General features: G+C 47.3%; 11 protein-coding genes, 1 tRNA gene and 1 pseudogene. 2 read left to right on the top strand and 11 right to left on the bottom strand.

Annotated features, from left to right (window positions below; all coding sequences use genetic code 11):
• Positions 1 to 78: 78 nt before the first annotated feature.
• Positions 79 to 168: transfer RNA gene (locus DXE27_RS08555), tRNA-Ser, on the bottom strand.
• 47 nt (positions 169 to 215) lie between these two features.
• Positions 216 to 1,351, bottom strand: a pseudogene (locus DXE27_RS08560) (NAD(P)/FAD-dependent oxidoreductase).
• Between the two features lie 133 nt (positions 1,352 to 1,484).
• Between DXE27_RS08560 and pgi the strand changes: the two are divergent.
• Both pgi and DXE27_RS08570 read left to right on the top strand, forming a co-directional pair.
• Positions 1,485 to 2,987 (top strand): glucose-6-phosphate isomerase, encoded by a 1,503-nt coding sequence (gene pgi, locus DXE27_RS08565; protein WP_231969758.1) that lies wholly within the window; start codon positions 1,485 to 1,487, stop codon positions 2,985 to 2,987.
• Positions 2,988 to 3,000: 13 nt separating this feature from the next.
• Positions 3,001 to 4,386: a phosphomannomutase/phosphoglucomutase gene (locus tag DXE27_RS08570; RefSeq protein WP_128113623.1), complete on the top strand. Its 1,386-nt coding sequence runs from the start codon at positions 3,001 to 3,003 to the stop codon at positions 4,384 to 4,386.
• 80 nt (positions 4,387 to 4,466) lie between these two features.
• Here the strand turns inward: DXE27_RS08570 and DXE27_RS08575 are convergent, their stop codons facing one another.
• The 9 genes from DXE27_RS08575 to DXE27_RS08615 form a co-directional block, all read right to left on the bottom strand.
• Positions 4,467 to 5,561, bottom strand: coding sequence for a hypothetical protein (locus DXE27_RS08575; RefSeq protein WP_172457133.1), 1,095 nt, complete (start codon positions 5,559 to 5,561; stop codon positions 4,467 to 4,469).
• Between the two features lie 26 nt (positions 5,562 to 5,587).
• Positions 5,588 to 6,853 carry a YDG domain-containing protein gene (locus tag DXE27_RS08580; protein ID WP_128113625.1) on the bottom strand — a complete coding sequence of 422 codons (1,266 nt, stop codon included), beginning with the start codon at positions 6,851 to 6,853 and terminating at the stop codon, positions 5,588 to 5,590.
• Positions 6,819 to 7,778 carry an MBG domain-containing protein gene (locus DXE27_RS08585; protein WP_128113626.1) on the bottom strand — a complete coding sequence of 320 codons (960 nt, stop codon included), beginning with the start codon at positions 7,776 to 7,778 and terminating at the stop codon, positions 6,819 to 6,821. Before DXE27_RS08585 ends, DXE27_RS08580 begins: the two co-directional genes overlap by 35 nt.
• Positions 7,717 to 8,427, bottom strand: a complete 711-nt coding sequence (locus DXE27_RS08590; RefSeq protein WP_128113627.1) for an MBG domain-containing protein — start codon at positions 8,425 to 8,427, stop codon at positions 7,717 to 7,719. The genes DXE27_RS08585 and DXE27_RS08590 overlap by 62 nt, the downstream gene beginning before the upstream one ends.
• Positions 8,420 to 10,084: a YDG domain-containing protein gene (locus DXE27_RS08595; protein WP_128113628.1), complete on the bottom strand. Its 1,665-nt coding sequence runs from the start codon at positions 10,082 to 10,084 to the stop codon at positions 8,420 to 8,422. The genes DXE27_RS08590 and DXE27_RS08595 overlap by 8 nt, the downstream gene beginning before the upstream one ends.
• A gap of 75 nt (positions 10,085 to 10,159) precedes the next feature.
• On the bottom strand, positions 10,160 to 11,956 hold the full coding sequence (locus DXE27_RS08600) for a beta strand repeat-containing protein (protein ID WP_128113629.1): 1,797 nt from the start codon (positions 11,954 to 11,956) through the stop codon (positions 10,160 to 10,162).
• Between the two features lie 60 nt (positions 11,957 to 12,016).
• Entirely contained in the window at positions 12,017 to 12,502 is a 486-nt protein-coding gene (locus tag DXE27_RS08605; RefSeq protein ID WP_231969882.1) for an MBG domain-containing protein, read from the bottom strand.
• Positions 12,462 to 13,688: a YDG domain-containing protein gene (locus tag DXE27_RS08610; protein ID WP_128113631.1), complete on the bottom strand. Its 1,227-nt coding sequence runs from the start codon at positions 13,686 to 13,688 to the stop codon at positions 12,462 to 12,464. The genes DXE27_RS08605 and DXE27_RS08610 overlap by 41 nt, the downstream gene beginning before the upstream one ends.
• Positions 13,689 to 13,723: 35 nt before the next feature.
• The gene (locus tag DXE27_RS08615) at positions 13,724 to 15,577 is read right to left on the bottom strand and encodes a beta strand repeat-containing protein (protein WP_128113632.1); all 1,854 of its coding nucleotides are present in this window, start codon (positions 15,575 to 15,577) and stop codon (positions 13,724 to 13,726) included.
• Positions 15,578 to 15,639: the final 62 nt, after the last annotated feature.

Consider the following 15,639-nt stretch of genomic DNA (forward strand, 5'->3'; position numbering starts at 1 on the left):
TTGCCTAAGCTAAGAAATCATACTGCAATCAATAACGATAACCAATAAAAAAACCACCCGCAGGTGGTTAGTAGAATTTGGCGGAAGAGGTGAGATTCGAACTCACGGAGGACTTTCATCCTCGCCAGTTTTCAAGACTGGTGCATTCAACCGCTCTGCCACTCTTCCATTTCCACTCTTCCATTTCTTGAATCCGATTCGATTCAAGCCCTAGATTATAAAGAACTTTTGATTTGACCTTCTAAATACCTGGCTATGGCCAAGCTAGAAGTAAGCTCAGGGGACTCAAAGCCATATAGATTAAAGAGTCCATGCAAACCGTGTTCTTTGGGGGTGTCAAAACAGAAGTCTCCGGCCGGGGCATTGGGGGACGATTTTGGCCCTGACCCCTGAATAATCAGGTTGTAATGAGCCGTCTTTGAGGTCTGGCCAATAGCGCCTGACTGCCTCATAAAAGCCTTCTCCCCGCTTTGGATCGACTGTGTAGTCAATCTGCCCTTCCGTCTCGATATCGAGCCACTCTACGTCGGGACCAAACTTGGCCTGCCCTCCCATGTCCAATGTGAGGTGAACGCCTAGCCCGCCAGGCTCTGGGATCGGATAAATCAAATGTTTGAAGGGTGACTTACCAGACAGAGAGAAATAGTTTCCTTTTGCAAAATAGGCTTTCGGAATTCGACCCTTTTCTAAGCCCCCAATTTTTTGAGCCACTGCAGGCGCACTCATACCTGCGCAATTAATCAGCAGCGTGGTTTGAATCTTCATACCATCGGGCCCGCCGATCTCTAGCTCAAATCCACCTTCTGCATTTGCGCCAATAGGCTTGGCGCTTAATAAAGGAGATTGATAAGCAATCATGCCGCCTGCATCTTCAAAGCCACCCAGTAGTGACAACATGTAACCATGACTATCCACAATACCGGTTGAGGATGACAGAATCGCTGCGCAGCACTGTAGATTAGGTTCAAGCGCCCTTGCCTCATCACCCGAAATCATTTTGATCTCAGGCACTCCATTGTTTTGCGCCTTATAACAGAATGGCTTGCAGATCATCCATTTGAGTGGCATCACTAGCCACAATCAGTTTTCCATATGGTTGAGTAGCTACCTGGTGGCTACGGCAATATTCATAAAGGAGTCGATTGCCTGCGACACAGAGCTTGGCTTTGAGGGAGTCTTTGGGGTAATAAATACCCGCATGAATCACTTCGCTGTTTCGGGCGCTACTAATTGTGCCAAAGGCATTCTCACGCTCTAGCAAGATGGTTTCTCGACCCTGAAGCGCCATTTCGCGAGCGACAGCAAGCCCCACCACTCCGGCCCCAATCACTACACAGTCAATTTGCTCCATGAATTTGTCTCACTTATTTACCCACTATTGTCCAATTTTTATGGGTTTTTCATTCCTTGCCTGGAATATGCCGAAATCCTATCATTTTCAGTGTTTTAGGGGTTTTTCCAGCCCTTCTTGATAAAATCTAGAAATGTCTTCTAGACCCATGCAATCCCCAGACAATTTGCCCAATAGCGCGCATACAGCTGTAGACGTAGTGCTGGACACTGCCTATCAAAATATCAATGACGCGCAGTGGAGCGATTTGTTTGCTGCCGCCAGAAAATCCAAGCTAGAAGAATTCATTGCCGACATGTTTGCCGGCAAGCACATCAATTTAAGCGAAGATCGCCCGGCTCTGCACTCTGCGCTACGCAATCTTTCTAAAGCACCAGTTTTGCTCGACGGTAAAGATGTCATGCCTGCGGTAACCAAAGTCTGGCAGCGCATTGAAGCGCTCTGTAATAAATGGGTTGGCGTTACCGATGTCATTCATATTGGTATCGGCGGCTCTGATTTCGGACTACGCCTGGCTATCGAAGCTTTGGCACACGTTCCCGAGATTGAAAGCCGCGGTATGCAGATGCATTTTCTTGCCAATATTGATACTGCTGAATTAGCGCGCATCCTAGATCGTGCACAACCCAATAGCACCCGTGCCATCATTGTTTCTAAGTCGTTCACCACCCTAGAAACCGCCATGAATGCCAAGGCGGTCGTTGCCTGGCTTAAAAACAGTGGCTGCACCCAAGGTCAGATTGCGCGCTCTTTGTTTGCAGTGACAGCGAACGTTCCTGCCGCCAAAGAGTTTGGCGTTGAAGAGGATAACATCTTCCCATTCTGGGATTGGGTGGGTGGCCGTTATTCTGTATGGTCTGCAGTTGGCCTACCAATTGCTTTGCAATATGGCTTTAAAACTTTTGAAGATTTCCTAGCCGGCGCTCATGCCATGGATTTGCATTTTAAAAATGCCCCGCTTGAGCAAAACCTGCCGGTGATCATGGCGCTTGCCCTACTGCACCAACAAGAAAAACGTGGCATCAAAGCTTATGCAGCCATTCCGTATGCGGATGCCTTAGATTGGTTTCCAAAGTGGCTGCAGCAGCTGGATATGGAAAGTAACGGCAAGAGCGTTGGTCGGGATGGTAAGCCAGTTAAGCATTCTTCACCAGTGGTATTTGGTAGCGCAGGAAGTAATGCGCAGCATTCTTATTTTCAGCTTTTCCACCAAGGCCCTGAAGTCATCCCCATTGACTTTATTGCTGTGCGCAAACCGATGAGTGATCGGCCTGAGGCCATGGCTCATCATCACATCCTGCTTTCCAATTGCCTGGCTCAAGCACAGGCTTTGGCACACGGCAAGTCAGCCGCCAACCCAAATGATGTTTACCCAGGTAATCGCCCAAGCAATCTCTTGTTCTTGCCTGAACTCAATGCGTTCTACCTCGGCGCCCTCTTAGCGCTATATGAAAATCGTGCAGCCACTCTTGGTGCACTGTGGAATATCAACAGTTTTGATCAACCCGGTGTTGAATACGGCAAAGTACTCGCTAAGCCGATTGAAAAAGCCTTAGTAGGCGGCTCAGATCAAATTAGCCCAACAGATAGCATCGACGCAGTTACAGCGGCCCGCATTAATTTCTTAAATTCTTAGTTAGAAGGTTTTCATGCAACTGTCTCCATCTATTTTTAAAGCCTATGACATTCGCGGCATCATCGATGAGACGCTAGATCCTTCTATTGCCAAGTTGATTGGCCAAGCATTTGGCACTGAAATGCGCGAGCTTGGCGAAACTGAGATTGTCATTGGTCGCGATGGACGTTTGTCAGGCCCCAGCCTGATTGAAGCCTTAACTGAAGGCTTACTCTCTACAGGCATTAATGTTATTGACTTAGGCATGGTTGCGACCCCTATGGTGTACTTTGGCGCGAACCAAGTACTTGATGGCAAGAAGCCTAAGTCAGGAATCATGATTACTGGTAGCCACAATCCGCCAAACTACAACGGCTTCAAAATGGTTTTGGGTGGCGCAGCAATCTACGGCGATCAGATTCAGGCTTTACGTCAGCGCATTGAAGCCAAGAAATTTGCCACAGGTCAAGGTAGCCGCTCTACTTTTGACATCTTCCCGATGTATCTCAAGCATATTGTGGGAGACGTGAAGTTAGCTCGCCCTATGAAAATTGCTGTCGATTGCGGTAATGGTGTTGGCGGTGCATTTGCGGGTCAACTCTTTAGAGCCTTAGGTTGCGAAGTACAGGAACTATTCTGCGAGGTTGATGGCCATTTTCCGAATCACCATCCAGATCCAGCCCATATTGAGAACCTGCAAGATCTCATCAAGAACCTACAGACTACCGATAATGAATTAGGCCTTGCTTTTGATGGTGATGCCGACCGTTTAGGCGTAGTCACTAAAGATGGTCAAGTGATTTTTCCTGATCGTCAAATGATGTTGTTTGCAAAAGATGTTCTCTCCAGAAATCCAGGCGGTCAGATTATTTATGACGTCAAGTGCACCCGCAATCTCACTACCTATGTAAAACAACACGGCGGTGAACCGTTAATGTGGAAAACGGGTCACTCTTTAGTTAAAGCAAAGCTCAAAGAAACTGGCGCTCCTTTGGCCGGTGAAATGTCAGGCCATATCTTCTTTAAAGACCGCTGGTTTGGATTTGATGACGGCCTTTATACCGGCGCTCGTTTATTAGAGATCCTCTCCAAAGAGAAAGATCCCAATCAAACGCTCAATGATTTACCAAATGCGATCTGCACCCCTGAATTACAACTAGCCTGCGCTGAAGGTGAGCCTTTTGCTTTGCTAGAAACCATCAAAGCCAACGCCAAGTTCCCCACTTCTGAATCGATCAACACAATTGATGGTGTACGCGTGGAATATGCCGATGGTTTTGGTTTGGCTAGACCATCCAATACAACTCCTGTAGTGGTCATGCGTTTTGAGGCTGATAGTGAAGCAGCGATTGCTCGTATTCAAGCAGAATTTAAAGCTGTATTGTTGGCTGCTAAGCCTGGTGCAAAGTTGCCGTTTTAAATCTTCTTAATCTAACGATGAAGGTTCGATCTGAGAGCCTCTAAATGCCCCTCTTTTTATTGAGGGGCATTTTTTATTTCTTAGTTGTCACCGCAATTCATATCACCGTTGGAATCAACGGTACATACTGCATCCACGCCATCCTTGCTAACCAATGCATTTGCAGCAACCGATCTGCTACGCACAATCTCAGCCCTTACAGGAGCGCTGACAGAGACGGCTGCTATGAGGGCGCGCTCATTCGCCGTCATTTGCACTTGATCTGCGTGGAAGTCTATTACTTCCCTGAGTGAACCAGCATCCACAATTGAAGGTGTAAATGCAATGGATGGAGACGCTTGGTATGGCGCCTGATATGTCTCAGGAGCAACATACCCAAGAGCATTAGCCAAGGTTGGCGCAGACCATTGATTGGAAGCGCTACCGGTATTTGAATTATTTGCATAGTTGCTTGATCCATAGATAGCTAATGATGCAGAGTTACCGTTGTAAAGATTGAGCTGCACCTCACCGTTGCTTGTGTGGGTTGGCAGAATGAAGTTAACTGCCTGTGCAGCCACTGGATCCCAGACTGAGAATGTAACAACGCCACCGCTTGTAGCAGCAGAAGCCGTCATACTTGCCGCGCCGTAGATTTGACTTGAATAAGTAGCTGCACCACCAACAATGCTGATGCTGCCAACATACTGACTATTGCTACTTGCAGGCACGGCGCTGTGGTTTATGGCTGTTTGGCTGTTCACGCTATAGAGTGGTGCAATAGCACCCACAGGCTCACCATACACAATGGCTGGCGGGCTGGATGCAGCCGAGGCAATTGAAGGTGCAATCGCAGCTACCAGTAAAGTATGCGTATTCACTATGACATCATTTACGGAACCATTAAAGACAACGCTAGGGTATTCAGAAATCAAGGTTCTGATGTACATTGGGTTTGTATTGAGGTAATCAATCGAGCTCACTAAGGCGCCGCGCTGGTATTCAAAATACTCACGATAGCCGTTAAACAAGAAACCGAGTGTCCTTGGTTTATTCAAATAAGTAGCATCACCAATGAATATGTTGCCAGTATATGTTTGTGATGTTGCAGTAAGGATATCTGCCAACACATATATCGATCTACCTGTAATCTCGATGGAATTAAGGCGTGCAATTAAGCCAATGCTGTCGCCCAATGTAACGGTCGTGGTACCTGCATCAACTAATAACGATTGCGTCTTAGAGGCTGCCCGTCAACAGTGCCCAGCAAGCTGATATTGGCATTTTGGGTAGTTAGGCTAATAGTATTTGCGCCTGCCATGGAGGCGTTTAAACCAGCCGCAGTTGTAGCAAGCCTTAAGTCACCATAAGACTGAGTGCCTGTAGTGGTGATGCTACTCAAGAGGGTCATAGAGCCCGTCGCATTAACGGCAACTAATGTCACGCCGCCGCTAGCCGTACCAAATAGACCGCCGTTGGACTGGATATTGCCCGCAGCAATCGCATTATTTGACCCTGCAATTAACGTTGCACCTGAGTTGATGGTTGTGCCACCGGTAAATGAATTGTTTCCAGATAGGGTTACCGCACCGGTATTCATAATCGTGACACTACCAACACCACTAATTGGCATTGCTAGAGTTGCAGCGCTTGGCAGGTTAATCGCAAGATTGCCGTTATCTTCAACTGCAGATGTGATGGGCATACCTACCGCCGCATCGTAAACAACATTTTTCCCGACTGGGATGATGACATTTGCTACGTTAGGCGTCCCTACGCCAACCAAACCAACTGGTGATTGCGTTGGTACCGCGCCAACTATAGAAGTACCGGTAGTTGTCCAGCTCGCAGGATTAGACCAATTGCCTCCATTAGGGCCTGTATCGGTAACTGAATTGAGTTGCGTGATCTCACCGTTCGCGGGTCCATTACCACCGGCTCCAGCAACATAAACAGCACCACCAGATACAACGTAGTTGGAGGCACTGGCACCAGCACCTGAGAAAGTAATGCCAACTGTATAACCCAAATTAGCACCTACGTTCTGAGTGCTGAAGGTACCCGTAGCCAAGGCACTCACATTATCGCCATTGAAAAATGCTCCAGGACTTGTCGTTAAGGCCAAACCAGTCATATATACAGAACCGTCATATGGTTTAGTAGTGCCGGTAATGCCAAGATCATTGAAGCTCAATACTTTAGGCGTTACATTAATCAAACCTAATACAGCAAGGCCATTGCCAAAATTAGCACCATTCAAACTGAGGCTATCAATCGCGACGCTATTTGCAGTTAGGACAGCCTTATTCACAATGAGATTTCCAGGTGTATACGTAATGTCGTAGTTACCTGCAAAACCACCCGATCCTACTGTTGAGCCTGCAGGATTGCTAATGAGAAGATTGCCGGCATAGCCCGTTGGATTAGCATTAATCAGTCCAGAAACTACTTGGCTATTGCCCCCCCGCTTGGCCTGTTTGTGAGGCATTACTCAAAATGACGGCGGTTGATACATAGTCACCATTTACTAGGCCTGTAGCCGTAAGGGCTGATTGTTGGGACAGCACCAATGGGGATCCATAGGTTGTAGTTTGATTACTTGCAGCAATTATTAAGTTTGCCTTCGTAATGCTGAGCACATCATCTGGAGCAGTAATGATGTAATTAGGATTGCTTGTAGCGGTTGCTGTAATTGGGTAGTTAGCTACGGGAGATGCTGAACCAGCCGTTCCATTAAAGGAGCGCGCTGTTGTTGTTAAAGATACCGGCGTGGAATCGCCATTGACCAATCCTTGACCAGCAATTGAATACGTAAGCACGGGTAAGGTGGATGCACCGTATACCATCGTTTTATTATCAATTGCAATTGTCAAAGCCCTAGGCGTAATAGTAATCTGTCCGGCCACATAACTAATGGTGTAATTGCCCAGACCCACTCCGGTAGCAGAACTTAGTGTTATTGCATAAGCCAAACCGTTATTTACTGATGCTGTAACAAGACCTCCTGTGCTACTGAGGTTGACGGAATTTACTACATCTCCATTCAACAAGCCAGAGCTTGTATAGCCGACAACAGCGGAAGCCACTACCCCACCGCTGTTATAAGTAACGCTATTAGTACTTGTAGCAAGATTGCCGTAGACCTTGCTATCGTTTGCAGCAGTAATAACAAGTGGTGCAGGCGTAATCGTGACGTTCGCTGGAACATAACTAGCAATAGTGTAGTTTCCACTTGCCGCTACGTTTCCTTGACTAATGACATAGCTTGATCCGACATTAGCGGTATTGGAGGCGTTTGTGGTGAGGCTACCGGCTAAGGTGGCAGATGTATCACCCCCAACTAAACCACTACTATAGGGTATAGGCCAAACTTGGAACTGCGGAACCGTAAACCATGGAAGCAGCTGTAGCACGCACAGTTAACGGCGCTGGCGAAATGGTCACGCTGCCAAAAGTTGGGTTGATTACGGTGTAGTTGGAAGCTAAACCTGTACCGTTCGCCAAAACGAGATTGTTCAGACTTTGCAGAGCCGCAGATCCCACATTCGGGTTGGTTAAAACGGCTCCACCAGAAACAACCCCAAGAGTTTGACCCAAAATACCTGTAATAGTTAAACCAGATGCAGCCACTGCGGTGGAAGCGTCATAAACTTTTGCCGCTGAGATTGTGATTGACGCTGGAGTCACCGTAATATTGGCTGGCACACAGTTGGTCAATGCGTAGTCGCCGGAAACCGCCAAAGTTCCGCGGCTAATTAGGTAATTTGAACCTACATTAGAAGAGCTTGTCGCTGTTGTGATGAGGCCACCACTGAAGTTTGCGGACGCATCACCGTTTACTAAGCCTGTATAGGTGTAGACCAAGCTTGGAGCGCTAGATCCATACACCATGGATGCTGCAGTAGCGCTTACTGTAATTGGCGCCGGCGTAACTGTCATTGCGCCATCAATATAAGTAATACTGTAGTTTGCAAGTCCACTTCCTAAAGCTGCACCTGGGGTAATGGTGTATGTGTTACCACCATTGACGCCAGCACTTGCTTGGCCACCGGAACTACTCAAAGTAACTGAGCCAATAGCATCGGCGGTTCCAGTAATGAGGCCTGAGACAACGTAGCCAGAAGATGCTGTAGAAGACCCTAAGATATTGTAGGTAACATTTACTGGTCGTAGTGGAGCTGCCGTATGCCTTACTATCGTTAGGGGCTGTAATCATTAATGGCGCCGGTGTAATTGTGACGCTTCCGAAGATTGGATTAAGCAAGGTGTAATTGGATGCCAATCCAGTGCCGTTAGCCAACACCAAATTACTAAAGCTTTGTAGCGCAGCAGCACCAACGTTTGGATTTGTCAAAATTGCGCTTCCAGAACTAGCACCAAGGGTTTGGCCAGCAACACCCACAATAACTAGACCAGATGCATTTACAGAAGTATTGCCGTCATAAACCTTAGATGCTGTCACCGTGATAGGCGCCGGCGTAATATTGGCATGCTGACTCAGGGTTAAACCACTAATTGTGTAATTGGTATTGCTTAGCGTCAGGCTGCTGTTATCAAATGCAGCTGCAATATTGTTTCCTACGTTAGCCTGAGTAAAGACAGCAGATGGGGTGCCGCTTACTGTGACCGAGTCGCCCAAAATAACGCCGATTAAGGTTGGCGTTCCGGAGAATGTGGCTGCCGTAGTTGCGTCATAGACTTTGTTATTAGCGCTGATGCCACTCACGGTTAATGGAGCTGGCGTGATAACACCGTTGGCACCCGTAACCGCCCCACTAAAGGCATAGTTAGCTGCATCGGCACCACTTATAGCTAGACTATTGATGGTGTAGGACAAGCCAGTACCTGCATTAGCAGCGCCATAAACTCCTGACCCAATCAGACTAATTAAATCGCCTGATTTTGCATTACTTGCAATGAGAGCCGTGCCAGTAATTGCATTGGTTGCGTCATACACCTTCGAAGGAGCTGAATTTGCGACGTTTAAAGCCAATGGAGTAATTGAGATAGTTCCAGCTAGGCTCACCACTGGATAGCTAGTGGCATAGTTTGTGGAATACCCAGCATTAGTAACAACTGCTGTCGATGGCGTGAAGGTGTAATTGCCAACCTTTAAGAATCCACCCGCACTACTGTTTGCAGCAGTAAAGCTTGGAGGTGTCACGGTTAAGGTGTAGTTACCTTGGGCACTGCCAACTTTATCGTCCACAGCAATCCAAGTGTTAGCGGAAGCTCCTGGAGTAACGGCGAGATTTACGATGAATGGGGCCGAGCAGTCACTTCCAATCGTGCAATAGGATGCGGTCACTGGGATAGAAGCGGCAATATTACCCGCAGTCGAAGTGCCATATGCAGTAGAGGTATTGGTCACCGTCAACAGCAACTGACCTTGAGCAATGATCGTAAAGGTAGAAGTTACGGGGGTAATCGTGTAATTAGCTGCAGTAGCGCTTGGGGTCAAGGTATAGGTAGCGCCTGCAGTATTACCTGCGGGGCGTGTCACCACCGGATTAATCAGTACGTTAGGAGTATCACTACCCTTAAGACCTGACAAAGTATAGGTAAAGACAGGATCAGCCTGTCCAATAAACTTCGCTGCCGCATTGGCAGACATTGTTAGGGTTGCTGGTGTAATAACCCCATTACCGCTTATAGAAAGTGGTAATGAATAGCTTGATAAGTTTGTACTACCAGTAGCGATATAGTTCGAGTTACTCAATGTTGTCGCTACCGTAGTAGCACCAGCTACGTCCGCACTGTTATAAATTGCGCTAGTTTGATTAATATATGCACCCTACCCTGTGGCAAATCCACTCAAAACATAACTTCCAGCGCTTCCACTACTACCCGCAGTTAAGTTAGCAGTATTTGCGGCGTCATAAACCTTGGTTTGATTGGCGATTGATACCGTAATTGGGGCCGGCGTAATAGATACGCTGCCGGTACTCGCTGGCAAAACATAGTTGATTGCTAAACCACCATTTGTACCGTTGGCAATTTGCAAACCGGATGTAGTAAGACTGCTTACACCGAGAACATTGGCACTATTAGCTGTTGCTGAGCCAGTCAGGACAACCGTTTGAGTACCAATGCCAGTACTTGATGAGATGGCGCTACCTGCAAAGGCTGTTGTGCCGTCATAAACCTTGGTTGCGGAAATTGCGAGCGTGATCGGAGTAATGACATAGGCATTATTAGCCGCATTTGCAAAAGTAATTGTGTAGTTGGAGTTACTACTGCTACCTGCAAGGCTATAGCTAGCGGCATTCTGAACATTAGCGTTAACAGCACCTCCAAAACTCATGCTGCCTGTTAAAGCTACAGGAACATTGACTACTGAATCTGAGTTTTTGTATCCAGACACTGTGTAGTTGATAATCGTTTGAGAATACGCCGCATTATCTAAAGCACTACTGTTATAGGCCGTTGAAACAGCGTTTGGTGCAATAGTAAGGGTGGCTTGCCCTACGGTTAAGCTGCCTGGCACATAGGTAATGGCGTAGTTTGACAAGCCAGTGCCAACCGCAGCACTAGGAATAATGCCGGCACTATAGGTTCCCGCATTGGTAATTGCTGAAACTGTATTAGCGGAAGCATAGGACAAGGTGACTGAGCTAATGGCATCGCCGGCCGCCAAACCACTAGTTGTATATGCTGCTGTTCCCAATGCATAAGCAGTACCGTAGGCAGCATTGCTTACGTCATTGGCAGTAATTGTTAAGGCTTTCGCATCAATCGTTGCTGTATTTTGCGTACTTCCTGATGTGCTGTTGTAGGCTTGAGTAATAGCGTAATTGCTTATAACTGCAGTACCGTTGCCGATGGTGATGGCTTTTACATAATTGCTGCCATTAGCTGCTACGGTAGCGTTATTAAAGACGGCACTGCTGATAGCGGTAATCGTTTCACCATTTACAAGACCTGTCACGGCGAAGGAAGTCGGAGTAACCGTCACACTAGCGCCATATGTGGCAGTAACTACTACACCTAATGGTGCTGGCGTGATGTTGGCAGTTAAGCCAGTCGGTTGAGTTAAGGTGTAGTTGCTAGCAGCTGAACCACTAAGAGTATCTGCTGCAGTGACCGCCAAGTTATTGCCTACGTTTGCCTGGCTAAATGTACCAGTCTGTGTCAGGGTAAGATTGGCGCTATCGGTACTCACTACACCGTTTAATGTGCCGCCACTAAAGCTTGCTGTATTAGTACCGTCATAGGTTTTATTTGCCACGGTAGCGCCGCTGATTGTTAGGGCCGCTTTAGTAATGACGCCGTTTGTGCCAGTCACGCTAGCTGGGAATGAATAGTTTGCTGCATCAGCACCACCAAGAACAATAGCGCCGATGGTGTATGACAAGTTAGTACCAGCATTAGCGCTTGCATATGTACCAGACCCAGTGATTGTCAGTTGATCGGCGGCCACAGCATTGCTTGCAGTCAAGGTCTTACCAGTAATCGCAGCGCTAGCGTCGTAGACCTTGGTTTGTGTTGGTGCATTAATACTCAACGCCAATGGAGTAATTGAAATCGTGCCTGGCACGACGAGTACTGGATAACCAGTCGCATAGTTTGCAGAGAAACCAGGATTGGTCACTACGGTGGTTGATGGAGTAAATATGTATAGCTGCCTACGTTTAAGTAGCCACCAGAACTACTATTGGCCGCAGTCAATGTTGGCGGTGTAATAGTCAGCGTGTAGTTGCCTTGAGTAGCGCCTGGCTTGGCATCCGTTGCAACCCATGTATTTACTGATGAGCCAGCCACCATGTTCAAGGTAATGATAGATGGCAGATAGAGAGCAATCTGCGCCAATCGTGCAATAGGATGCTGACACAGTTGCGGCAGAAGCAATATTGGCGGCTGTTAATGTGCCATACGCTCTTGATGCATTGGCAACGGTTATGAGTAGCTGACCTTGTGCCATGATCGTAAAGCTAGCTGTCACCGGGACAATGGTGTAGTTTGCCGCTGTTGCGCTAGGGGTTAATGTATAAGTAGCGCCCGCAACCTCACCCGCAGCCCGAGTAACGCTTGCATTACTTAATACGCTCGAGGTATCCGCACCCTTGAGCCCAGATAGTGAGTAGGTAAAACTCGGGTCAGACTGTCCATCGAATTTTGCTGAAGCATTGGCCGTCATCGTCAAGGTAGCTGGAGTGATTACCCCAGTAGCACTTACAGATGTTGGGTAATGCATAGTTAGATAGATTCGTATTACCAGTAGCAATAAAGTTGCTAGGGCTTAGTGAAGCTGTGACTGCTGTTGCGCTAGCAACGTTTGCGCTGTTATAGGTGGCATTGGCTTGATTAATATATGCGCCCTGCCCACTAACAAATCCAGTGAGAGTGTAACTACCAGCATTGCCACTAGTTCCAGCTGTTAAGCTAGCGGCATTGGTGCCGTCATATTCTTTAGTTTGAGATGCAATAGAAACCGTAATTGGTGCGGGTGTAATGTTGGCGGTAAATCCAGTTGGCTGAGTAAGCGTGTAGTTACCAGCTGCATTGTTGGTGAGTGCATCGGCAATAGTTACTGCAAGACCTGTACCTGCATTGGACTGACTGAAGCTTGCAGCCTCAGTTAACCCAACCGCATCCCCAGAAATAACCCCAACTAAGCTGCCTCCAGAAATTACGGCAGCTGATGTCGTGCCGTCATAAACCTTATTCGCAATCGAAGTTCCAGTCACCGTAAGTGCTTTAGGCGTGATATTTGCTGTAATGCCACTAGGTTGAGTCAAGGCGTAATTGCCCGCAGCGGTTCCAGTAATACTGTCATTCATGACAATAGCGATGGCATTACCTGCGTTAGCGGAGCTGAAAGTGGCTGATTTCGTGAATGTCACATTAGCTGCATCAGCGGCCACTAGACCAACTAAGGTACCGGTTGTAGCAACCGCAGCAGTAGTTGCATCGTAGACTTTATTGCTAACAGTAATTCCGCTCACCGTTAACGATTTAGGCGTAATGCTAGCGCTGAGACCTGTTGGCTGAATAATGGAGTAATTGGTGGCTGATGCGCCGCTTAACGTGTCGACAGCAGTAACAGCAATTGAATTACCCACTGCGCTTTGAGCAAAGCTACCTGCCTGAGTGAGACTTACGACATCAGAACCAATTACACCAACCAACGAACCACCGGTAATCGTTGCAGCCGTCGTGCCATCATAGACTTTATCGGCAACAACTGAGCCGCTACCTACAGTTAGCGCTTTTGCTGTAATGGTAGCAATGTTTTTAATGTTGCCAGCAGTCGCGTTGTAGGCAGAATTAATACTGTAGTTGATGAGTGATGCGGTACCACCGCTGCTCACAATCGAGGTCACGTAGTTGCTGCCGTTATTGGCTACGTTCGCATTGCTTACTGTGGCGCTGGAGTAACGATAGCTGTGATGCCGCTTGGCTGAACCAAGATGTAGTTTGCAGCCGATGCCCCAGTAATTGTGTCACTAATGATTACAGAGGCGGTATTGCTAACATTAGCGCTAACCAGAACCGCTGACTGAACAAGCGTAACTTTACCGATATCAGCAGCCAACAAACCTACAAGCGAGCCGTTAGTGATCGTAATTGTGGTTGTGCCGTCATATACCTTAGTAGTTGCAACCGTACCTGTAACTGTTAATACCCTCTGACTTGCAGCCGCCAAAGTTGCAATATTTTGGCCGATGCCTGAGGTAGCGCTATAGGCCGGAGCAAATGCATAGTTTGTCGCTAATGCGGTACCACCAGAAATCACCATGGCAGTCACAAAGTTACTGCCATTACTGCTAATACTTGAGCTGCTAACGGTCACACTGCTCAGACCGGTAATCGTTTGACCGTTAATCAAACCATTAATGGTGAATGAAATCGGGGTAATGTTATTAGTGCCGTTAGCTACACCTACAACCTGAATACCCAGCATTGCAGGGGTGATATTTGCAGTGATTCCAGTTGGCTGTACTAAGCGATAGTTACTTGCTGCCACACCAGTAATCGAGTCATTCACAATAATAATGATGCCGTTACTGACGTTTGGTGAAGAGAAGCTGCCGGCCTGCACCAGGTTGACCTTACCAATATCGCCTGTAACCAGACCTATTAATCCGCCGCCAGTCAACGATGCATATGTGGTGCCATCATAGGTTTTGTGTGCAACTGTTCCATCACTCACGGTTAAGGTTTTAGGTGTAATTGCCGCAGTTACCCCGGTAGGCTGAACTAGAGTGTAGTTACCGGCAGATAAACCAGAAATACTGTCACTAACAATGACTGAAACTGCTGAACCCACATTGACACTATTAAACGCCCCCGCCTGCTTTAGACTTACAACATCACCACCAACCACACCGGCTAAAGTACCGCCCCATACGTTTACACTGCTTGTCCCGTCATAAACCTTAGAATCTGCAAGAGTTCCGGTAACAGTAAGCGTCTTAGCTGATAACGTCACACTATTGAGGCTAGTGCCTGCTGTATTACTAGCCGCAGAAGTAAAGGCGTAATTTCTGGCAAGCGCTGTGCCGCCGCTAATCACGATTGAACGCACAAAATTACCTGCATTACCGGCGACATTGATGTTTGAAACGGTAGCACTAGAAATTCCAGTGATAGTTTCACCATTGACCAAGCCAGTCAACGTAAATGAAGTCGGGGTAACAGTGGTTGAACCGCTGTATAAAGCAGCTAACGTGATACCTAATGGCGCTGGTGTGATATTGGCAATTACACCATTAGGTTGAGTCAATACATAGTTTGCGCTTGAACTACCGCTGATACTATCGGTAATAGTGACCGCAATACCGGTTCCTGCATTTGCAGTAGTGCTACCGGCCTTAGTTAAAGTCACATTCGCTGCATCAGCACTCAGAACACCTACTAGGCTGCCACCGGTAACTGTAGCGACTGTTGAGCCGTCATAAACCTTGTTTGCAACAGTAGTGCCAGTAACCGTTAGCACTTTTGGCGTGATATTTGCAGTCACATTAGCTGGTTGAGTCAGAATGTAATTGGATGCTGCGGGCCCACTCAAGCTATCGTTTATGGTTACCGTAATTGCATTACCAGCCTTACTTTGCGTAAAAGTGCCAGACTGAGTCAAATCTACGTTTGCTACATCTGCAGCAATAACGCCAACTAGCGTTCCACCAGAAATTGTTGCCGTGTTCGAACCATCATAAATTTTATTTGCCGCAACTACCGTACCGCTTAACAGTAAGTACCTTTTGTGCAATATTGGCAGTGATTCCTGTTGGCTGAGTTAATACATAGTTACCGCTTGCTGATCCTGAAATG

It is taken from the genome of Polynucleobacter necessarius (assembly GCF_900096755.1).
In the GTDB taxonomy this organism is placed as follows: domain Bacteria; phylum Pseudomonadota; class Gammaproteobacteria; order Burkholderiales; family Burkholderiaceae; genus Polynucleobacter; species Polynucleobacter necessarius_K.

Bases quoted from the DNA above. Each gene is read 5' to 3' on its own strand.
- DXE27_RS08570 (WP_128113623.1), top strand. From the start codon at position 3,001: ATGCAACTGTCTCCATCTATTTTTAAAGCCTATGACATTCGCGGCATC.
- DXE27_RS08580 (WP_128113625.1), bottom strand. From the start codon at position 6,853: ATGCCTCACAAACAGGCCAAGCGGGGGGGCAATAGCCAAGTAGTTTCT.
- DXE27_RS08605 (WP_231969882.1), bottom strand. From the start codon at position 12,502: ATGACGGCCAATGCTTCAGCAAAATTCGATGGACAGTCTGACCCGAGT.
- pgi (WP_231969758.1), top strand. From the start codon at position 1,485: ATGTCTTCTAGACCCATGCAATCCCCAGACAATTTGCCCAATAGCGCG.